General features: G+C 71.7%; 18 protein-coding genes. 9 read left to right on the forward strand and 9 right to left on the reverse strand.

The window, feature by feature from the left end:
• Positions 1-1,692, forward strand: a 1,692-nt coding sequence (locus tag ACWCO8_RS25945; protein ID WP_451034276.1) for a 2-oxoacid:acceptor oxidoreductase subunit alpha, incomplete at its 5' end; no start/stop codon positions are given.
• Positions 1,685-2,737: a 2-oxoacid:ferredoxin oxidoreductase subunit beta gene (locus ACWCO8_RS25950; RefSeq protein WP_451034277.1), complete on the forward strand. Its 1,053-nt coding sequence runs from the start codon at positions 1,685-1,687 to the stop codon at positions 2,735-2,737. The genes ACWCO8_RS25945 and ACWCO8_RS25950, both read left to right, overlap by 8 nt.
• Positions 2,738-2,794: 57 nt before the next feature.
• On the opposite strand, the gene ACWCO8_RS25955 is transcribed toward ACWCO8_RS25950, so the two are convergent.
• The 4 genes from ACWCO8_RS25955 to ACWCO8_RS25970 all read right to left on the reverse strand — a co-directional run bounded on the left by ACWCO8_RS25955 (position 2,795) and on the right by ACWCO8_RS25970 (position 8,600).
• The gene (locus tag ACWCO8_RS25955) at positions 2,795-5,014 is read right to left on the reverse strand and encodes a bifunctional serine/threonine-protein kinase/ABC transporter substrate-binding protein (protein ID WP_451034278.1); all 2,220 of its coding nucleotides are present in this window, start codon (positions 5,012-5,014) and stop codon (positions 2,795-2,797) included.
• Positions 5,015-5,017: 3 nt separating this feature from the next.
• Positions 5,018-7,258, reverse strand: coding sequence for a bifunctional serine/threonine-protein kinase/ABC transporter substrate-binding protein (locus tag ACWCO8_RS25960; protein WP_451034279.1), 2,241 nt, complete (start codon positions 7,256-7,258; stop codon positions 5,018-5,020).
• Complete coding sequence (locus ACWCO8_RS25965; protein WP_451034280.1) at positions 7,255-8,085, reverse strand: hypothetical protein; 831 nt, start codon at positions 8,083-8,085, stop codon at positions 7,255-7,257. The genes ACWCO8_RS25960 and ACWCO8_RS25965 overlap by 4 nt, the downstream gene beginning before the upstream one ends.
• An 83-nt stretch (positions 8,086-8,168) precedes the next feature.
• A complete protein-coding gene (locus ACWCO8_RS25970) occupies positions 8,169-8,600 on the reverse strand; it encodes a winged helix-turn-helix transcriptional regulator (protein ID WP_451034281.1) in 432 nt (143 codons plus the stop codon).
• Positions 8,601-8,711: 111 nt separating this feature from the next.
• Between ACWCO8_RS25970 and ACWCO8_RS25975 the strand changes: the two genes are divergently transcribed.
• Positions 8,712-9,572, forward strand: coding sequence for an SDR family oxidoreductase (locus tag ACWCO8_RS25975; RefSeq protein ID WP_451034282.1), 861 nt, complete (start codon positions 8,712-8,714; stop codon positions 9,570-9,572).
• Between the two features lie 102 nt (positions 9,573-9,674).
• A complete protein-coding gene (rarD, locus tag ACWCO8_RS25980) occupies positions 9,675-10,703 on the forward strand; it encodes an EamA family transporter RarD (protein WP_451034283.1) in 1,029 nt (342 codons plus the stop codon).
• Here the strand turns inward: rarD and ACWCO8_RS25985 are convergent.
• Positions 10,700-12,208, reverse strand: coding sequence for an MFS transporter (locus ACWCO8_RS25985; protein WP_451034284.1), 1,509 nt, complete (start codon positions 12,206-12,208; stop codon positions 10,700-10,702). The genes rarD and ACWCO8_RS25985 overlap by 4 nt on opposite strands.
• Here ACWCO8_RS25985 and ACWCO8_RS25990 point away from each other — a divergent pair.
• On the forward strand, positions 12,207-12,680 hold the full coding sequence (locus ACWCO8_RS25990; RefSeq protein WP_451034285.1) for a winged helix-turn-helix transcriptional regulator: 474 nt from the start codon (positions 12,207-12,209) through the stop codon (positions 12,678-12,680). The genes ACWCO8_RS25985 and ACWCO8_RS25990 overlap by 2 nt on opposite strands.
• 65 nt (positions 12,681-12,745) lie before the next feature.
• Positions 12,746-13,201, forward strand: coding sequence for a VOC family protein (locus ACWCO8_RS25995; RefSeq protein ID WP_451034286.1), 456 nt, complete (start codon positions 12,746-12,748; stop codon positions 13,199-13,201).
• Positions 13,202-13,204: 3 nt separating this feature from the next.
• On the opposite strand, the gene ACWCO8_RS26000 is transcribed toward ACWCO8_RS25995, so the two are convergent.
• Together ACWCO8_RS26000 and ACWCO8_RS26005 are read right to left on the reverse strand one after the other, a co-directional pair.
• The gene (locus ACWCO8_RS26000) at positions 13,205-13,711 is read right to left on the reverse strand and encodes a DUF1203 domain-containing protein (RefSeq protein ID WP_451034287.1); all 507 of its coding nucleotides are present in this window, start codon (positions 13,709-13,711) and stop codon (positions 13,205-13,207) included.
• Positions 13,712-13,784: 73 nt separating this feature from the next.
• Positions 13,785-14,273, reverse strand: a complete 489-nt coding sequence (locus ACWCO8_RS26005; protein WP_451034288.1) for a carboxymuconolactone decarboxylase family protein — start codon at positions 14,271-14,273, stop codon at positions 13,785-13,787.
• 184 nt (positions 14,274-14,457) lie between these two features.
• On the opposite strand from ACWCO8_RS26005, the gene ACWCO8_RS26010 reads away from it, so the two are divergent.
• The gene (locus tag ACWCO8_RS26010; RefSeq protein WP_451034289.1) at positions 14,458-15,267 is read left to right on the forward strand and encodes a HEAT repeat domain-containing protein; all 810 of its coding nucleotides are present in this window, start codon (positions 14,458-14,460) and stop codon (positions 15,265-15,267) included.
• Between the two features lie 148 nt (positions 15,268-15,415).
• Positions 15,416-16,729, forward strand: coding sequence for a M28 family metallopeptidase (locus ACWCO8_RS26015; protein WP_451034290.1), 1,314 nt, complete (start codon positions 15,416-15,418; stop codon positions 16,727-16,729).
• A gap of 108 nt (positions 16,730-16,837) precedes the next feature.
• Here ACWCO8_RS26015 and ACWCO8_RS26020 read toward each other — a convergent pair whose 3' ends face one another.
• Positions 16,838-18,070, reverse strand: a complete 1,233-nt coding sequence (locus tag ACWCO8_RS26020; RefSeq protein WP_451034291.1) for a LolA family protein — start codon at positions 18,068-18,070, stop codon at positions 16,838-16,840.
• Between the two features lie 117 nt (positions 18,071-18,187).
• Positions 18,188-19,198 (reverse strand): polyprenyl synthetase family protein, encoded by a 1,011-nt coding sequence (locus tag ACWCO8_RS26025; RefSeq protein WP_362007015.1) that lies wholly within the window; start codon positions 19,196-19,198, stop codon positions 18,188-18,190.
• A gap of 289 nt (positions 19,199-19,487) precedes the next feature.
• Here ACWCO8_RS26025 and ACWCO8_RS26030 point away from each other — a divergent pair, with 289 nt between their 5' ends.
• Positions 19,488-20,993: a peptide MFS transporter gene (locus tag ACWCO8_RS26030; RefSeq protein WP_451034292.1), complete on the forward strand. Its 1,506-nt coding sequence runs from the start codon at positions 19,488-19,490 to the stop codon at positions 20,991-20,993.
• Positions 20,994-21,004 lie beyond the last annotated feature (11 nt).

A 21,004-nucleotide genomic window follows, 5' to 3' on the forward strand; every position in this document is an offset into this window, starting at 1 on the left:
GGCACGCTGCCGGGTGTCTCCTCGTTCCAGTTGCACTTCGCCGATCACGACATCCTGACCCCGGGCGATGCCCCGAACGTGCTGGTCGCGATGAACCCGGCCGCGTTGAAGGCCAACATCGACGACGTGCCGCGCGGCAGCGAGATCATCGTGAACACCGACGAGTTCGCCAAGCGCGCGATGGCGAAGGTCGGCTACGAGACCTCCCCGCTGGAGGACGGCTCGCTGGACGCCTACCGGGTCCACCCGGTGCCGCTCACGACGCTGACGATCGAGGCGCTGAAGGACTTCGGGCTCTCCCGCAAGGAGGCCGAGCGGTCGAAGAACATGTTCGCCCTCGGACTGCTCTCCTGGATGTACCACCGGCCCACCGAGGGCACGGAGACCTTCCTGCGGCAGAAGTTCGCGAAGAAGCCGCAGATCGCCGAGGCGAACGTGGCCGCGTTCCGCGCCGGCTGGAACTTCGGCGAGACGACCGAGGACTTCGCCGTCTCCTACGAGGTCGCCCCCGCGACCAGCGCCTTCCCGACCGGCACCTACCGGAACATCTCCGGGAACCTGGCCCTGTCCTACGGCCTGATCGCCGCCTCCCGCCAGGCGGACCTGCCGCTCTACCTGGGCTCGTACCCGATCACTCCGGCGTCGGACATCCTGCACGAGCTGAGCCGGCACAAGAACTTCGGCGTGCGCACCTTCCAGGCCGAGGACGAGATCGCCGGCATCGGCGCCGCGCTCGGGGCGGCCTTCGGCGGGTCCCTCGCCGTGACCACGACGTCCGGGCCGGGTGTGGCGTTGAAGTCGGAGACGATCGGGCTCGCGGTGTCGCTGGAGTTGCCGCTGCTGATCGTGGACATCCAGCGCGGCGGGCCTTCGACCGGCCTTCCGACCAAGACCGAGCAGGCGGACCTGCTGCAGGCGATGTACGGCCGTAACGGCGAAGCACCCGTCCCGGTGGTCGCGCCGAAGACGCCGGCGGACTGTTTCGACGCGGCGATCGAGGCCGCGCGGATCGCGCTCACCTACCGCACCCCGGTCTTCCTGCTCTCCGACGGCTACCTCGCCAACGGCTCCGAGCCCTGGCGGATCCCCGACGTCGAGGAACTCCCCGACCTGCGGACCCAGTTCGCCACCGGCCCCAACCACGAACTCGCCGACGGCACCGAGGTCTTCTGGCCCTACAAGCGCGACCCGCAGACCCTCGCCCGCCCCTGGGCGATCCCCGGCACCCCCGGCCTCGAACACCGCATCGGCGGCATCGAGAAACAGGACGGCACCGGCAACATCAGCTACGACCCCGCCAACCACGAGCTCATGGTCCGCACCCGCCAGGCGAAGATCGACGGCATCGAAGTCCCCGACATCGAGGTCGACGACCCCAGCGGCGCGAAGACCCTGGTCCTCGGCTGGGGCTCCACCTACGGGCCCATCACCGCCGCCGTCCGCCGGCTGCGCCGGGCCGGACACCCCATCGCCCAGGCCCACCTGCGCCACCTCAACCCCTTCCCGAGGAATCTCGGAGAGGTCCTGAAGCGTTACGACAAGGTAGTGGTGCCCGAGATGAACCTCGGCCAGCTCGCCACGCTCGTACGGGCGAAGTACCTGGTCGACGCCCGCTCGCACACCCAGGTCAACGGCATGCCGTTCAAGGCCGAGCAGCTCGCTTCGGCGCTCAAGGAGGCCATCGATGAGTGAGACGCTCCTGAACCTCGTGCCCAAGGCCGAAGCCGCGCAGTCGATGAAGGACTTCAAGTCCGACCAGGAAGTGCGCTGGTGCCCCGGCTGCGGCGACTACGCCGTCCTGGCCGCGGTGCAGGGGTTCATGCCGGAGCTCGGTCTGGCGAAGGAGAACATCGTCTTCGTCTCCGGGATCGGCTGCTCCTCGCGCTTCCCGTACTACATGAACACCTACGGGATGCACTCCATCCACGGCCGCGCCCCCGCCATCGCCACCGGCCTCGCAACCTCCCGCCGCGACCTGTCCGTCTGGGTCGTCACCGGCGACGGCGACGCCCTCTCCATCGGCGGCAACCACCTCATCCACGCCCTGCGCCGCAACGTCAACCTCAAGATCCTCCTCTTCAACAACAGGATCTACGGCCTCACCAAGGGCCAGTACAGCCCCACCAGCGAACTCGGCAAGATCACCAAGTCCACCCCGATGGGCTCCCTGGACGCACCGTTCAACCCGGTCTCCCTCGCCCTGGGCGCCGAGGCCTCGTTCGTGGCACGGACCGTCGACTCCGACCGCAAGCACCTCACCGAGGTCCTGCGCCAGGCCGCCGACCACCCCGGCACCGCCCTCGTGGAGATCTACCAGAACTGCAACATCTTCAACGACGGCGCCTTCGAAGTCCTCAAGGACAAGGACCAGGCCCAGGAAGCCGTCATCCGCCTCGAACACGGACAGCCGATCCGCTTCGGCACCGACCAGGACAAGGGCGTCGTCCGCGACCCCGCGACCGGCGACCTCAAGGTCGTCACGGTCACCCCCGAGAACGAACACGCGGTCCTGGTCCACGACGCCCACGCGGCCTCACCCACCACCGCGTTCGCGCTCTCCCGCCTCGCCGACCCCGACACCCTCCACCAGACCCCCATCGGCGTCTTCCGCTCCACCCGACGCCCCGTCTACGACACCCTCATGGCCGACCAACTCGACACCGCCATCGAACAGCACGGCAAGGGCGACCTCGGACAACTCCTCGCCGGCAACGACACCTGGACCGTCGTCGGCTAAGAACAGACCAACGGAACGAACGGATGAGGGGCGCGACCGGAACATCGGTCGCGCCCCTCAGTCGAACTTCCGCCGCTTCTTCTCGCCCTCCGCCGCCGCCTCGAAGGGGCCGAGGTAGCGCGGGGTGCCGTCCTCGATCCGGTAGAGGAACATCTCCTTGATGAACTTGAACGCCGTGACGTTCCGTTCGTCGAAGCCGTACTTCTTCGTGATCCCCTGGTACGGGAACAGCCGCAGCGCCCCGCGCACGGCGCTCCGCGCGATGTCCAGCTTCTGGTCCGACACGAGGTCGCTCATGCTCGCGGCGATGCCCGTCACGACGTCGTACGCCTCGGCGGCGAACGGCTCAACCACTGCTCGCTCCGACAGCCCCCAGCGCTTGCGGTAGGCGGCCGTGAAGGCCTTCGCGGCCGGTACGAGCGCCGGGTCGACGTACGTCGTGCCGAAGTACCACTCCTCGGCCGCCGGGCCCGCGACGGACAGGAACTCGGGGCCGAGCGCGTACTCGACGCCGCCGCACAGGCCCTTGTACCCCTGCGCGCGCAGGGCCTTGGCGCAGAGTCCGGCCCGGCGCGGGGAGACCCCGGCGTAGAGGACCGCGTGCGGGCGGGCGGCGAGGACCTCGCGCACGACGGGGCCGAAGTCCTCGCTGTCGGCGGCGATCCGATGGACCGTCACCGCTTCGGAGACCTGCGTCATGGTGCTCTGCGCGGAGTTGGCCGTCCGCCAGCTGAAGTCGCCCGCCGCGCGGTCGTCGACCACGGCCGTCCGCTTGGCCTTCGTCATGATGGCGACGCTGGTGAAGGGGAGTTGCAGCATGTCGTGCGGGGCGCGCATCTCGCGGTAGACCGGGTTGACGGTCTGGATCGTCAGGTCGCCCGGGTCGATGCCGACGCCGACGGTCGCGAAGACGAGCTGGCTCCTGTCGTACGCCTGGGAGCCGGCGACGACGGTCTCCCTGTTCGTGGGGCCGATCACCGCCATGACGGACGCGTCCTTCACGAAGTCCTCGGCCACGGCGGCGGCCCGGCGCGGGTCGCCGCCGTCGTCCCGTACCTTCACCGCGAGGTCGAAGGGCCGGTCGGCGCGGGCGTTGAAGGTCTCGGCGGCCAGCCGCACCCCGCGTTCCTGGGCGCGCCCGGACGCCTTGCCGGGGCCGGTCAGGTCGGTCTGGACGCCGATCGTGTAGGAGGGACGGGGCCCGGACGGCCCGCCCGTGCCCGTACCCCCGCTCGTGCCGCCCGCCCCCGGCTCGCGGTTCACCAGCCAGGCCGTGAGGCCGCCCGCGCCGGCGACGGCGACTGCGGAGCCGAGGGCCAGGAACCGTCGCCGGGACGGCGAGGTGCGGGTCGGGCCGGCGGAGGGCACGACGACGGTCGGTTCGGCGACGGGCAGGTCGAGGACGCGGGTGGAGCGTTCGGCGATGAGGGCGGGCAGTCCTGGCGGCAGCCAGTCCCCCGCCGGTTCGTCGGCCCGGCCGAGCCGCGCCCGTGTCTCCTCCGCCGTCGGCCGGTCGGAGGGGTCCTTGGCCAGGCAGGCGGTCACCAGCGGCAGCAGCGCCTCCGGTACGCCGTCGAGGTCGGGCTCCTCGTGGACCGTGCGGTAGACGATCGCGGCCACCGTGCCCGTACCGAAGGGGCGGCGGCCCGTCGTCGCGTACGCGAGCACGCAGCCGAGCGAGAAGACGTCGCTCCCCGGGCCGACCTCGCCCGCGCCGCTGACACGGGCCTGCTCGGGGGCGAGGAAGCCGGGGGTGCCGATCATCGCGTCGGTGGCGGTCAGGGCGGTCGCCCCGGCCGACCGGGCGATGCCGAAGTCGATGAGGCGCGGCCCGTCGAGGGCGAGGAGGACGTTGCCGGGCTTGACGTCCCGGTGGACGAGCCCGGCCTCGTGCATGTCCGCGAGGGCGTCGGCGAGCCGGGCGCCCAGGGCCCGTACGGTCGCCTCGGGCAGGGCGCCGTGCAGGCCGACGGCCTCGGCGAGCGAAGGGCCCGGGACGAACTCGGTGGCGAGCCAGGGCTCCCGGGCCTCCGGGTCGGCGCCGAGGACCCGGACCACCCAGCGGCCGGTGATCCGCTGGGCGACCAGGGCCTCGCGCCGGAACCGCTCCCGGAATCCGGGGTCGGCGGCGTGCTCGGCCCGGATCAGCTTGAGAGCGGCGAGCGCGCCGCCGGCGGAGCGGGCGAGGTAGACCACGCCCATGCCGCCGGCGCCGAGCCGGCCGAGGAGGCGGTAGCCGGCGATCGCCGAGGGATCGGCGGGTCGGAGGGGCCGCACGCGTCAGGTCCGTCTGTTCTTGGGCGGGCCGGCGGGCGCGAACTCCAGGGGCGCGAAGCGGCCGTTGCGGACGGCGTACATGAAGGTGCCGATGCCCGTGAGGTTCCCGGACTCCGTGTCGAAGGTGTAGCCGCCCATGGCGCCCGTGTACTTGGCCTTGCGTAGTGCGGGCGTGAGGGTGGTGCGGTCGGGGCGCTGCCCGCCCTTGGCGGCCTTCTCCACTTCCTGGATCAGCAGGTTGACGACGTCGAAGGACTCGCCGGCGTAGTAGGCGGGGGGCGCGCCGTACCGGGTGCGGTGGGCGGCGACGAAGGCGGCCGCCTCCTTGCGTGTGGTCGGGTCGGTGACGGGCGCGCCGAGGATCCAGCCCTCGGCGGCGGCTCCGGCCTCGGTGAGGAAGCGGGACTCGAAGACGTGCTGGCCGGTGATCTTCATGCCGGTGAAGCCGAGTTCGTCGAGGGCGCGGGCGGCGAGGACGGCGCTGGGGGTGATGCCGCAGTGGACGTACGCGTCCATGCCCTCGGCGATCATCGAGCCGAGGATCCGCTTGTAGTCGGTGGTGGGCCCGGGGACGACACGGGGGACGGGTACGACCTTCCCGTCGCGGAAGGCGAAGTTGGCGCCGCCGATGTACTGCCAGGCGTAGGTGTCGTCGGTGCGTTCCTGGAGGATGCCCGGGCGGACGCTCGCGGTCTTGTTGAGGACGTAGTAGGCGAGGCAGCTGCCGGCGATGGGGTGCTGGGGGCAGGCGCGCAGCACGGAGAGGCCCTGGCTGCCCGGGAGGGTCAGCAGGTTGAGCCCGGCGGAGACCGTCATGAGCGGCAGCCGTGACTCGTCGTACGCGGGCAGCGCGTTGAGGCCGGTGTAGTCGGAGGTGGGGCCGAGGACGCCGAGGACGTCCGGGTCGCCGGTGAGGACGCGGGCGGCGGCGAGGGCCTTGTTCTTGTCGCCGGCGTCGTCGGAGACCTTGAGTTCGAGGGTGAAGGGCTTGTCCTTGCGGGCGTTGAACAGCTCGACCGCGAGGCGGGCGCCGCGTTCCTGGGCGCGGCCGATGTCCTTGGCGGGGCCGGTCAGGTCGGCTTGTACGCCGACGATCCAGCGCCGCTTCTTGGGCGGCGGGGCGGCGGTCCTGCCGTTCTTGCCGTTGTCGTCGTCGCGCAGCGCTGCGTAGGCGGCGATGCCGCCGCCGGCGGCGAGGGCGGCGGCGCCGCCGGAGGCCAGGAGCAGGAACTTCCGTCTGCCGGCAGCCGGTTGGCTGGGGGCGGCCGGTGTTCCGTGCTCGGTGCGGTCGATCTCGGGGAGGGCGAGCATCGCGGCGGAGCGTTCGGCGATGGTCCGGACGACGGGGGCGGGCAGCCAGTCGGCGGCCGCGCCGGGGGTGTCCTCGGTGAGGCGGGCGACGACGTCCTCGGCGGTGGGCCGGTCGGCGGGGTCCTTGGCGAGGCAGGCCTGGACGAGGTCGAGGAGCGACCCCTCCGGTACACCGGCGAGGTCGGGCTCGTCGTGGACGGTGCGGTAGAGGAGGGCGTCGACCGCCCCCGTACCGAAGGGCGGGCGGCCGGTCGCCGCGTGGGCGAGGAGGCAGCCGAGGGCGAAGACGTCGCTGGGCGGGCCGATCTCGGCGGCGCGGGCCTCGGCCTGTTCGGGGGCGAGGAAGCCGGGGGTGCCGACGACCATGTCGGTGGAGGTCAGCGCGGTCTCCCCGGTCGCCCGGGCGATGCCGAAGTCGATGAGGCGGGGGCCGTCGACGGCGAGGAGGACGTTGCCCGGCTTGACGTCCCGGTGGACGAGCCCGGCCGCGTGGACGGCGGCGAGCGCGCGGGCGACGGCGCCGCCGAGGATCCGTACGCTCCGCTCGGGCAGCGGCCCGTGCGCGGCGACGGCCTCGCCGAGGGAGGGCCCGGGGACGAAGGCGGTCGCCATCCACGGCTCGGGCGCGTCCGGGTCGGCCCCGGTCACGGGGACGGCCCAGGGGCTGACGACCCGGCGCGCGGCCTCGACCTCGCGCCGGAACCGCTCCCGGAAGTCGGCCTGTTCGGCCTGGTCGGCGTGGGTGACCTTCACGGCGGCGAGCTCACCGTGCTCCGTACGCCCGAGGTAGACGACGCCCATGCCACCGGCGCCGAGCCGGCCGAGGAGCCGGTACGCGGCGATGGTGGAGGGGTCGGAGGGGAGGAGCGGCTGGAGGGCGCCGGGCCGCGGCTGCGGGGTGGGGCCGGTGGGGCTGCTGGTGGGGTTGCTCATGACGTGACCTCCAGGGCGTCCTCGGCGCGGCCGACCATGGCGACGAGGGCCTGGATCTGGGCCCGGTCGACGTCCTTGCCGATGTGGCCGGGTGCGCCCTTGACGACGGCGGCGACGGTGATCTGGCCGACGCGGGACTGGTACCAGGAGTACGTCTGCTCGCCCTTCACGGCGTCGTTGACGTACGTCCCGGCCTCGCGGAGCGAGTCCGCGGCCGTGAAGTTGCCGCCGACGCCGAAGGGGCTGCCGAGGGACATGAGTCCGGTGATGCGCTCACCGTCGCGCAGTTGCTGGGAGGGGCAGCGGAGCGCCTCCTCCAGCGTCTGGGCCATCTCCCAGTCGGCGTCGGTCTCCGTGCGGTGGACGGTGACGGTCGCGGAGACCTGCAGGAGCCCCTTCCCCGTCGACGCGGGGATCTGGCTGTAGGCGGTCACGTTGTGGAGCACGGTCGCCGGCCGGGTGCCGGCCTCCCAGGTGCAGCCGGTGTCGAGGACGGGCCAGTAGGAGTCGCCGCTGAGGTGCGGGGTGCGCTTGACGTAGTCGGAGCCCCAGGACTCGGGGCCGGCGACGATCGCGAGGGCGAGCTTCTTGGCGTCGGCCTCGTTCTTCGGGGCCCGCTTGGGGTCCGCCGTGAATTCGAGGCCGGTCGGTGTGGGCGCGGGTGCGGCCGAGCTCGGCGGCGCGGTCGAGGTTCCGGACGGCGCCGGGGACGCACTCGTACGCGCCTTGCCGTCCTCACCCCCCGCGTCCGAACAGGCGGTCAGGACCAGTCCGCAGGCCAGTACACCCCCGCAGGCGCGCAGCACTCTTCCGTACGCGTACGTCACGAATCCCCCACACACGCTCACACTTGCCCCCAGTGGTGAGCAGATCGTACGACGCATGGGCACAACTGGCCCTGATTACCGCCTCATTGAGACGATCTCGTGGCCACCGCCGCGCTCCTCGCCACGTCGTACCGCACGCGCGCCTCCTCGACCGCCGGGAGCCGGGCGTCGGTCCACCGGGCCAGCTCCCTGACGAGCCCGGCGGCCTCCTCGCCGAGCGGGGTGAGGCTGTAGTCGACGCGGGGCGGGATGACGGGCTTGGCGTCGCGGTGGACGAAGCCGTCGCGCTCCAGGGTCTGGAGCGTCTGCGTCAGCATCTTCTCGCTGACGCCACCGACCCGGCGGCGCAGCTCGCTGAAGCGGTACGAACGCTCGCTCAGCGCGATGAAGACCAGGACGCCCCACCGGCTGGTGACGTGCTCCAGGACGAGCCGGGACGGGCACATGGCGCCGTCGACGTCGGCCAGCAGGCTCAGCGGCTCGCGTTCATCTCGCGCTCCCGTACTTACTCCCATGCCAGTACCTTACTTCAAAGTGGGTACTTTCGGAAGGTTAGTGTCCGACGTACGGTGAGTGCATCGCCCACCCCAGGCGCCCACCCCAAGCCACCGGAGAAGGAACCCACCATGAGCATCGTCGTCACCGGAGCCACCGGACAGCTCGGCCGTCTCGTCGTCGACGAGCTCCTCGCCCGCGTCCCCGCCGAGTCCGTCGTCGCCGTCGTCCGCGACAAGGCGAAGGCCGCCGCCCTCGCCGAGCGCGGTGTGGAGCTGCGGATCGCGGACTACAGCAAGCCCGAGACGCTCGCGGACGCCTTCCAGGCGGGCGACCGGGTGCTGCTGATCTCCGGCAGCGAGGTCGGGCAGCGCGTGGCCCAGCACACCGCCGTCATCGACGCGGCCAAGGCCGCCGGCGTCGCGCAGCTCGCGTACACCGGCATCCTGGGCGGCCCGGAGGCCGACTTCGACCTGGCCGCCGAGCACCGGGCGACGGAGACGCTGATCCTCGACTCGGGGCTGCCGTACACGTTCCTGCGCAACGGCTGGTACACCGAGAACTACACCGCCAACCTCGCCCCCGTCCTCGCCCACGGCGCCGTCGTCTCCAACGCCGGCGAGGGCCGCGTCGCCTCCGCCACCCGCGCCGACTACGCCGCCGCGGCCGCCGCCGTCCTGGCGGGCCCGGTCGAGGAGCACGTGAACACGGCGTACGAGCTGAGCGGCGACGTCGCCTGGTCGCTGGCAGAGTACGCGGCCGAGGTCGCCCGCCAGACCGGCAAGGAGATCGCGTACAACAACGTCCCGGCCGAGACGCACGAGGAGATCCTGACCGGCGCGGGCGTCCCGGCGTTCTTCGCCGCGATCCTCGTGGACGTCGACAAGGCCATCGCGCGCGGCGCGCTCGCCCGGCGGACCGGCGACCTGTCCCGCCTCATCGGCCGCCCGACGACCCCGCTGGCCGAGACGGTCGCGACGGCGCTCGCCTGACCGACGGCGAGAGGTCATGACCGTATCGCGGTACGGACATGACAGCCTGCCCTGTGCGGCGCTACCTTCATCAGGACGGCGCGGCGCGGGGCAGGAGGTTCGGTGAAGACGGACAACGAGGGACGAGCGGGTCTCCTCTACGGGATCGGTGCCTACGGAATGTGGGGACTGGTCCCGCTCTTCTGGCCGCTCCTGAAGCCGGCCGGGGCGGTCGAGATCCTCGCCCACCGGATGGTCTGGTCCCTGGCCTTCGTCGTCGTCGCGCTCCTCGTGGTGCGCCGCTGGGGCTGGATACGGGAGCTGGCGCGCAGCCCGCGCAAGCTGGGCCTGATCACGCTCGCCGCCTCGGTGATCACCGTCAACTGGGGCGTCTACATCTGGTCCGTCAACACCGGCCACGTCGTCGAGGCGTCCCTCGGCTACTTCATCAACCCGCTCGTCACCATCGCGCTCGGCGTCCTGCTCCTGAAGGAACGGCTGCGGCCCGCGCAGTGGGTGGCGGTCGGCGTGGCCGCCACGGCCGTCCTGGTCCTCTCGATCGGCTACGGGCAGCCGCCCTGGATCTCGCTGATCCTGGCCTTCTCGTTCGGCGTCTACGGCCTGGTGAAGAAGAAGGTCAACATCGGCGGCCTGGAGTCCCTGGCGGCCGAGACCGCCGTCCAGTTCCTGCCCGCCCTCGCGTACCTGCTCTGGCTCGGCTCGCAGGGCTCGGCCACCTTCGGCGCGGAGGGCACCGGGCACGCGGCGCTGCTCGCGGCGACGGGCATCGTGACCGCCGTCCCGCTGATCTGCTTCGGCGCGGCGGCGATCCGCGTCCCGCTGTCGACGCTGGGGCTGCTGCAGTACCTGGCGCCGATGTTCCAGTTCGTGCTGGGCATCGCGTACTTCCACGAGGCCATGCCGCCGGAGCGCTGGGCGGGCTTCTCGCTGGTCTGGCTCGCCCTGACCATCCTGACCTGGGACGCCCTGCGGACCGCCCGCCGCAGCCGCGCGGAACTGGCGGCCGCGGAGCGCGCGGCGACGGACGCGGGAGCGGGTACGGGTACGGGTACGGGTACGGGTACGGCGGCTGGGGCGGGTGCGGTGCCCACTGCGGCACCCCAGCCCGCCCAGCCCACCCAGCCCGCCTAGGAGACGCCGGCCTTCGGGGCCTCCTCCAAGGAGGCGGCCCCCGCCCGCCCTCGCACGCCCGTCGCCGTGATCACGGCCCCGAGGGCCACCATCGCCACCGGTACGGCCAGGGCCGCGCGGAAGCCGTCGAGGCCGCCGCCGACGATCCCGTAGACCGCCGTGACCAGCGAGATCCCGACCGCCGAGCCGAACTGCGTGGCCGTCGTGAGCAGCCCGCTCGCGAGCCCCTGCTCCTCCTCCGCGATGCCGTCGGTCGCGGCGATGGTCAGCGGACCGTACGCGAGCGAGAAGGCGAGCCCGGTCAGGAGCAGGGTCGGGAACATCGCCGCGTACGACCAGTCGGGGCCGACCGGCAGGAACAGCGCGTACGAGACGACCGCGAGCACGAACCCGCCGAGGATCACCCGGCCGTTGCCGAACCGCGCGACCAGCCTCGGCGTCAGCGTCGGGGCGAGGATCGCGTCGATGCCCATCACCATCAGCGCGAACGCCGTCTCCAGCGAGGACCAGCCGCGCAGCTCCTGCAGGTAGAGCGTGGCGACGAACTGGAAGCCGAAGAAGGACCCCACGAAGAGCAGCGCCCCGAGGTCGGCCCGGACGGTCGAGGCCTTGCGCAGCAGCCCGAGGCGGACGAGCGGGGCGGCGGCCCGCCGCTCGACGGCGACGAACACCCCGGCCAGGGCCACGCCCGCGGCGGCCACGAGCGCGGTCAGCGGCCAGCCGGTCAGGCCGTGTTCGAGCCGGACGATCGCGAAGGCGAGCAGCAGCATCGCGCCGGCCGCCGTCAGCGCGCCCGCCAGGTCGAAGCCGCCGGCCACCCGCTCCGGGCGGGGCTCCTTGGGGACCAGGCGCAGCGCGGCGAGCAGGATCGCGGCCGCGAGGAGGACCGGCGCGAAGAAGACCCAGCGCCAGCCGAGCTGGGTGAGCAGCCCGCCGATGACGAGGCCGAGGGAGAAGCCTCCGGCGGCGGTGCCGGCGAAGACGAGGAGCGCCTGGTTTCGCTGCGGACCTTCGGCGTACGAGGTGGTGATGATCGACAGCGCGGCGGGGGTCATGAACGCGGCGGCGACGCCCGTCACGAAGCGGGCCGTGATCAGCATCCAGCCCTCGGTCGCGAAGCCGCCGAGCCCGGAGAAGAGCAGGAAGACGACGAGCCAGCCGAGGAACATCCGGCGGCGGCCGAGCAGGTCGGCGGCGCGTCCGCCGAGGAGGGTGAAGCCGGCGTAGCCGAGGACGTACGCGGACATCACCCAGGCCGCTGTGCCGGTGGACAGGTCGAGATCGGATCTGATGCTCGGTACGGCGACGGCGAGCATGGCGACGTCGATGCCTTCGAGGAAGATCGTCCCGCAGAGGACGAGGAGGAGGGCCCAGGCACGCGCGGGGAGGGAGGTGGACGTGGACACGGCTGTCTCCAGGCAGGAAGAGGGGAAGGGGCGGTTACTGGACAGAGGGTCGGTTCCCTCTTGTAACCACCCCGATCCTGCGGCAGGATCGCGTGCCATGGAAGAAGGCACTTTGAAGTCACCGAGTCACTGCGAAGTCACCTACGCCGACGGCGAGTCCGGGGACACGGACCCCTTCCAGTGGGACACGCGGGAGGACTGCGAGGTACGGCAGATCCTCGACCGGGTCGCCGACAAGTGGTCCCTGCTCGTCATCGCCCTGCTCGACCGCCGCAAGCTGCGCTTCTCGGAGCTGAAGCGGGAGATCGACGGGGTCAGCCAGCGGATGCTGACCGTGACGCTGCGGCAGTTGGAGCGGGACGGCCTGGTGAAGCGCACGGTCCACCCGGTGGTCCCGCCGCGCGTGGACTACGAACTCACCGCGCTGGGCGGAACGTTGCACACGACGATCCGCTCGCTCGTGACATGGACGGAGCGGCACCAGAACGAGATCGCGGCGGCCCGGGAGGCGTACGACGCCAAGGAGGCGGAGGCGACGGCGGGGACGGAGGCCGTGACGGCCGGCGTCTGAACCTGGCGGCGTTCCCGTACGCGTGCCTGCTCGCCGCCCCCGCCGGTCGCGTCGAGACTGGAGGCATGACTCCACTGCACTGGAAGCTCGTGATCGACGCCGGCGACCCGCACGCCCAGGCCGCCTTCTGGGCCGCCGCCCTCGGCTATACGGACGAGGACCACACGGCCTTCATCGACGGACTCCTCGCCGCCGGCGCCGCCCCGGCCGACCTCACGCTGACGCTCGCGGACGGTCGCCGCGCCTGGCGCGATCTGGCCGCCGTCCGGCACCCGGACGACCCCTACGACGAGAAGTCGGGCACCGGACGCGGCCGCCGGATCCTGTTCCAGCGGGTCCCGGAGAAGAAGACGGTCAAGAACCGCGTCCACATGGACCTCCACCCCGGCCAGGAGAAGCGCGACGCGGAGGTCGAGCGCCTGGAGACCCTGGGCGCGTCGGTGCTGCGCCGGGTGTCGGAGTACGGGATGACGTGGGTCGTCATGGCGGACCCGGAGGGCAACGAGTTCTGCGTGGAGTGACGTTCACGCGCCCGCGCGGCGGACCTCGAACTGGAAGCAGCCGTACTCCACGGCCCTGATGTGCACGAGCGCGACCCGGGTGTCGTCGAAGGCCTCCGCCAGGGCCTGGTCGAAGCCCTCGGTCGCCTCGGCCGGGATCTCCAGGAGCCGGCCGCCGACGATCCGCCCCTCGGCGTCGTACCGCCGCAGCGTACGCAGCGCGCCGGGCCGGTCGAAGGGGTACGACTCCGCTCCCGGCACCGGCCCGTCGCACTCCTCGGCGTGGATGAAGACCGGCCCCTGCTCGTCGTACGCGCCCGGCCGGGCCCCGGTCGTGGCGGCCCACCGGCGCAGGGGCGCGTAGGAGACGAGCGCGACCCGCTCCCCCGCGGCGACGGGCCGGAGGCAGCAGCGCAGGGGGTCGCCGCCGTCGGTGGCGGTGAACGGGACGCAGGGCTGCCCGGCGTCGTCCACGTGCCGGAGTTCGGCGAGGGCGGCGGGGGCGATGGGGCGTGCGGTGTAGGTCGTCATGACCCCAGCCTCACGCGCCCGCGCCCCCGCGCGCTGGCGGAATTCGGACGCGGCGTTCGACGGCTCGGCGGTCTCAGTCCCACTGCTCGTCGGCGAGGGTGGTGACCGGCTGCGGCTTGCCGATGACGGCCAGGGCGATGAAGAAGTTGATCTGGCCGATGGCGATGGTGAGGGTGGCCAGCGCCTTCTCGTCGTAGTGCTCGGCGACCTCGGCGTACAGCTCGTCGGAGACGCGCTCCTTGCCGTGCGGGGCGGGCTGGAGGGTGGCCTCGACCAGGGCGAGGGCGGCGCGCTCGGCGTCGGTGAAGTACGGGGCGTCCTGCCAGGAGGAGACGGCGGTGATGCGCTCCTCGGACACGCCGGCCTTCCGCAGGAAGGCGGTGTTGAGCACGGTCAGGTACGTGTTCCCGACGATCTGCCCGGCGCGCAGGTGCACAAGGCTCATCGTGGCCCGCGGCACGGACCGGTTCCCGGTGGCCCGGAACAGCGCGGCACTGACATCCGCCAACTCGGGCACGAACTGGCCGGGGTTGGGCATCCGGGAGAGGGAGGGGTTCGTCATGGCTGTTCTCCTCATTCTGCATTCTGCGTCGGTCCGCCTTCCGGCGTCTTCACAGCACTGACGGAGACGCGCCCGGCGATGTGACCGGAACGGGGAAGAGATTTCGCGCGGCCCAACCAAGCCCCATGGCCACCCCGCACAAAGCGCTTGCGGCGGCCGGCCGACGCGGTGGACCGTGTCCCGCATGGCGACCTTCGTGCACCTCACCCCCGCGGCCAACGCCCCGCGGATCCGCCGCGCCGGGATACGGGCCCTCAGCCACGGTCGTGGCAGCGGGCTCGGTGCGTCCGGGCCCGGGGTGTACCTGTTTCCCGTGCTGCCGTCGTACACGCTCACCCACCAGTGGCTGCGCGAGCTGGCCCGCCGCCCCGGTCCGCGCGAGGTCGTCGCCGTGCACGTCAGGCTCGCGGACGACGAGCCCGTCACCGTCGGGCGGTACGGGGATCGGGAGCCGTCCGAGGTGACGGCGGCCGGCGCCGTGCGGGCCGTGCGCGGGCTCGACGATCCGCGGGGGTGGGAGGTGTTTCTGCCCCGGGGCGTCGGGCGGGGCGAGGTCCGGAGCGTCCGGGCGGTGCGTGGGGTCAACGGGTGGCGGTACTTCCCCGATGCGCACGGCCGGACGCCCTGCACCTGCCAGGGGCGCCTGGCGCGCGGGGAGTACGGGGCGCGGCGGCTGCGGGAGCGGCGGCCGCATCCGCTGGACGGGCCACCTCCGCCGCCCCGTGTCCTGCTCGCGCGCGTCGAGGCGGCCGAGGCCGCGGGGGACGTCGTCGCCCTTGGCGAGGCGCTGCGCTGGTTCGCGTACCGGCGGCGCGGCCCCCTGGAGCGACTGGCCCGGCTGGCCCGGCACCCCGATCCCGGCGTACGGGTCGCGCTCGCGGAGGCGGTCGCGTACTGGTCGACTCCCGGAGTCGCCGATCTGCTACGGGAGTTGACGTCCGACCCGCACCCGGACGTCCGCGAAGCCGCTCGTTCGGTGAGCGAACAATCCTGACCGGTTTCCGCTCTTGACGGAGCGTCACCTTCTCCCCGAACATTCAGCCCACGAACCACCCGCACAGCTCCAGCGCCTCGTGGCACCCACGCCCCGGGGCGTCTCGCACGTTTCCGTCCCATCCCCGTTCGGAATCCGGAGCCCCCACATGAAGTTCTCCGTTCCCAGACGTGCCGCCGCGCTCTCCGCCGTAGCAGCACTGGCCCTCGCCGGCTTCACCGGCGCCTCCGCGACCGCGGCCCCGGCCGCGCCCGCAGCGCCCACCGCCGCGCCCGACATCCCGCTCGCCAACGTCAAGCAGCACCTCACCGACCTCCAGGCGATAGCCACCGCCAACGGCGGCAACCGCGCCCACGGCCGGACCGGCTACAAGGCCTCCATCGACTTCGTGAAGGCCAAGCTGGACGCGGCCGGATTCACCACCACCGTCCAGCAGTTCACCTCCAGCGGCGCCACCGGCTACAACCTGATAGCCGACTGGCCGGGCGGTGACCCGAACCAGGTCCTCATGGCCGGCGCGCACCTCGACTCCGTCTCCTCCGGCGCCGGGATCAACGACAACGGCTCCGGTTCCGCCGCCGTCCTGGAGACCGCGCTCGCCGTCTCCCGGGCCAACCTCCAGCCCACGAAGCACCTGCGCTTCGGCTGGTGGGGCGCCGAGGAGCTCGGCCTGGTCGGGTCGAAGTACTACGTCAACCAGCTCCCGTCCACGGAGCGTTCGAAGTTCTCCGGCTACCTGAACTTCGACATGATCGGCTCGCCCAACCCGGGCTACTTCGTCTACGACGACGACCCCACCATCGAGCAGACCTTCAAGAGCTACTTCGCCGGCATCGGCGTCCCCACCGAGATCGAGACCGAGGGCGACGGCCGCTCCGACCACGCCTCGTTCAAGAACGTGGGCATCCCCGTCGGCGGCCTGTTCACCGGCGCCAGCCGCGTGAAGAGCAGCGCGCAGGTCCAGAAGTGGGGCGGTACGGCCACGGCCTTCGACCGCTGCTACCACTCCTCCTGCGACACGACCTCGAACATCAACGACACGGCCCTCGACCGCAACAGCGACGCCGTCGCCCACGCGATCTGGACCCTGTCGGCCGGTACGACCACGCCCCCCGGCACGGTCTTCGAGAACGCCGCCGACGTGTCCATCCCGGACAACGGCGCCGCGGTGACCTCCACGGTCAACGTCACGGGCATCACCGGCAACGCGCCCGCCGCCCTCAAGGTCGACGTCAACATCGTCCACACCTACCGCGGTGACCTCGTCGTCGACCTCGTCGCCCCGGACGGCTCTGTCTACAACCTGCACAACCAGAGCGGCGGCAGCGCCGACAACCTCGTGCAGGCCTACACCGTGAACGCCTCCTCGGAGGTCGCCAACGGCGCCTGGAAACTCCGCGTCCAGGACCGGGCCGCGCAGGACACCGGGTACATCAACAGCGTCAAGCTGACGTTCCCGTAAGGGAGTACCCGTAAGGCAGTAGCCGTTCCGCACGAAAAACGCCCGGGTGGGTCGGTGACCATCGCCCCCGACCCACCCGGGGTCCCATTCCGTTCGTACCCGCGGCTGCTACTTCGCCGCGTTCGCCGCGTCCACGAGCGCCTGCTTCGTCACCGCGCCGACGTAGACCTTGCCGTCGTCCGTCATCAGCGCGTTCACGATCTTCGTCTTGAAGACCGTGCCGGAGCCGAACTTCCCCTTCACCTCGTCCCCGAGCGAGTCCAGGAAGCCCTGGACCTCCTTCGGGGCCTCGTCGGTCTTCGGGGCCTTGGCGCCGGTGTCGAAGGTCGCGATCGCCGTCCAGCCCTCGCCGATGACGTTCATGCCCTCGCCGTCGCCGGCCGCACCGGGCACCGCGCCGCCGAAGAGGCCGCCCAGGCCGCCGGGGCCGCCGAACTCCTTCTCCAGGTCCTTCTCGACGTCCTCCGGCGACGTGCCGTGCTCCGCCGGGCCGCCCTCGCCCGTGCCCTCGGTCACCTTCGCGCCCTTGGGGGCCTTGAAGTCGAACGTCGAGGCCGTCGGCTTGCCGAAGTCGACCTTCGTGAAGCCCGCGTCGAGGACCGGCTTGCCGCCCTCGACCGACGCCAGCGTGAACTTCAGCGGCGTACCGGTCTTCGCGTCCACCGCGATCTTGATCGACTCGACCGTCGAGCCGCTCTGCTTGGGCTTGATCACCAGCTGGTAGGCGTCCCGGCCGGCCACCGTGGCCGTCCCGCCGACCGTGATCGACGTGGTGTCGCCCGCCTCCTTCAGGACCTCGTCCGCGAGCTCCTTGGGCGTGCCCGGGAGCCCGTCCTTCTCGCCCTTCTCCTCGGCGGGGCGGTCCGAGGCGTCGCCCTTCTCGTGGAAGACCTGGTTCGACTTGCTGTCGTACGCCCAGACGTCGTCGCCGTTGTGGATCAGGCTGTACTCGTCCGAGCCGTCCAGGATCGTCAGCTTCTGCTTGTCCGGGCCGTCCGCGGCCACGCGCAGGGTGTGCGTGCCCGAGACCAGCTTCGTCAGCATCTCGGTCGGGTCCGTGGACGGGGCGTCGCCGGATCCGCCGCGGGCCGCGTCGCCCGCGAAGCTGTCGGCGAGGCCGGCCACCGACGGCAGGCCCAGGTCGGTGCTCACCTTGAACGTGCCGGACAGCGTCTGCGTGTCCGACGCGGCGATCTTCTCGATCAGCTGCTGTGCCGTGATCTCCGGCAGATCGGGGTCGCCGGACGCCGCCAGCGCCGGTACGAGTCCGATCGTCGCCGCGGCCACTCCGGCCACCGCGAACGGGACGACGTAGCGGCTCGCCTTACGGGTCTCTGCCATGGTCTGTCCTAACCTCCGTGGTCGATGACTCCATCTGACCAAACCGGCGGCTCGGAATCGTCAGACTCCGGACTCAACCTCGCGTACTGCTATGGGATGACACACCCCTAGGGTCTGTTAGCCCGCGCGGTGGACCACCGCGTCGCAGAGCTCCATCAGGGCCGACTTCGCGTACCCCTCCGGGAGCGGCGCCAGCATCGCCCGCGCCTCCTCCGCGAACCGCACGGTGTCCCGGCGGGCCTGCTCCAGGGCCGGGTGGACGCGCAGCCGGCGCAGGACCTCGGCGTGCCGGTCGTCGTCGCTGAGGTCGCCGTCGATCAGCTCGACCAGCTCGACGTCCTCGGGGCGCCCGTGCGCCGCCGCGGCGGTGCGCAGGTGCAGGACCGGAAGGGTCGGGATGCCCTCGCGGAGGTCCGTGCCGGGGGTCTTGCCGGACTCGTGGGAGTCGGAGGCGATGTCGAGGACGTCGTCGGCGAGCTGGAAGGCGACGCCGAGCCGCTCGCCGTACTGGGTGAGGATGTCGACGACGCTCTCGTCCGCGCCGGACATCATCGCGCCGAAGCGGCAGGAGACGGCGACGAGCGAGCCGGTCTTGCCGCCGAGCACGTCGAGGTAGTGGTCGACCGGGTCGCGGTCGCCCTGCGGTCCTGCCGTCTCCAGGATCTGGCCGGTCACGAGGCGTTCGAACGCCTCGGACTGGATCCGTACGGCCTCGGGGCCGAGGTCCGCCAGCGTGTGCGAGGCGCGGGCGAAGAGGAAGTCACCCGTCAGGACGGCGATGGAGTTCCCCCATCGGGTGTTCGCGCTGTCGACCCCGCGCCGCACGTCCGCCTCGTCCATGACGTCGTCGTGGTAGAGCGTCGCCAGGTGGGTGAGCTCGACGACGACGGCCGAGGGCACGACACCCGGCGCGTACGGGTCGCCGAACTGGGCGGCGAGCATCACGAGCAGGGGCCTGAACCGCTTGCCACCTGCCAGGACGAGGTGCTGCGCGGCCTCCGTGATGAACGGGATCTCGCTCTTGGTGGCGTCGAGGAGCCCTGCCTCCACGGCCGCCAACCCGGCCTGGACATCGGCCTCAAGAGCCTGGTCCCGCACGCTAAGACCGAACGGCCCGACGACGGTCACGAGGGGGTCTCCTGTCTGCTGACGCCTGCTCCAACGCCTGCCTAAACGCCTGTCTAACGCCTGCTCTAAAGCTGCTCTAAAGCTGTTCCAACGCCTGCCGCACGCCTGCTGCACGCCTGCCGTGCGCCTGCTCCAACGCCTGCTTCTGCTGCCGGCGACCACACGGATTGTCGATGTGTCGCTGGATTCGCTCAAGTCAGCGTATCCGGTCGCGTTTCGATCACCATGGGCGCCTTCCCGCCACCCCCGGTATGTTCGTGATCAGCTCATACGACCAGGAGTGGCCCTTTTGTCCCGAACAGCGATCGATACCGAAGCGAACGGCGAGCAGCCGCCACCCGAAGACGATCATGCCTTCTTCGGGCACCCGAAGGGCCTTCTCACCCTCTCGGGCCTGGAGGTCTGGGAGCGGTTCTCCTTCCTCGGCATGCAGGCGATCCTCGTCCTCTACTTCGCCGACTCCGTCGCGAACGAGGGCCTCGGCATGGCCCCGGGCACCGCCGCCTCCGTGGCGGCGGCCTACGGCACCCTCGTCTACCTGGTCTCCGTGGCCGGCGGCTGGCTCGCCGACCGCATCCTCGGCTCGTACCGTGCGGTCCTGTGGGGCGGCATCCTGATCGCGCTCGGCCACTACTCCATGGCGGTGCCGACGGCGGCCATGACCTGGGTGGGCCTCGGCCTGATCAGCGCCGGCACCGGCCTGCTCAAGCCGAACGTCGCCACCATGGTCGGCAAGCTCTACGCCACCGACGACGACCGCCGCGACGCCGGCTTCGCCCTCTACTACATGGCGATCAACATCGGCGCCTTCGCCGGACCGCTGATCACCGGCTGGCTCGCCGACCACCGCGGCTACCACTGGGGCTTCTCGGCCGCCGCCATCGGCATGACCTTCGGCCTGGCCCAGTACGTCCTCGGCCGCCGTCACCTGGCCGGGCGCAAGCATTCGGCCGAATTCGCACTCTCCCCCGAGGCCATGCGGCGGGCGGTGCGCAGGATCGTCCTCGGGGTCGTGGTCGTGGGGGCCCTGGGCGGGCTGCTTGCCGGCATCGGCTGGCTGACGATGGACCGCTTCGTCGACCTGCTGACGCTGATCTCGGTGCTCGCGCCGGTCGTCTACTTCTGGGTGATGTTCAAGAGCCCCCGGGTCACGGCGGAGGAGCGCGGGCGGCTGAAACCGTACATCGTGCTCTTCCTGGCCTCCGTCGTCTTCAACTTCATCCTCTTCCAGGCGTACTCGACGATGATCCTGCTGGCCTCCACCAACGCCCGCACCACCATCCTCGGCTTCGACTTCCCCGCCAGCTGGTACGCCTCCGCCCTCGGCGCCTTCGAGGTGGCCCTCGCGCCCGTCGTGGCGGGCGTCTGGGCCCGGATGGGCCACAAGCAGCCGCACGCCTCCAACAAGATCGCCTTCGGCGTGATCCTCGGCGGACTGTCGTTCCTGCTGATGGTGCTGCCGACGTCCGGGCACGCGGACGACACGTACCAGATGGCGGCCTGGTGGATCGTCGGCTCGTACCTGCTGCTCGGCCTCGGCGACGTGCTTCTGGAGACCTCCGGGATGTCGGCGACCAGCAAGCTCGCGCCCAAGGCCTTCTCCAGCCAGACGATGTCGCTCTGGTTCCTCTCCCTCGCGCTCGCCAACGGCATCCAGGCGCAGACGGTGAAGCTGTACGACGACGTCTCCAAGCCCGCCTACTTCGGCGTCAACGGAGCCATCGCGGTCGTCGCGGGCCTCGTCGTGATCGCCATGGCGCCCTGGCTGCGCCGCACCATGCACCCCGTCCACTGAGCTCCGCGGAG

This window comes from Streptomyces sp. NPDC001927 (genome assembly GCF_053594455.1).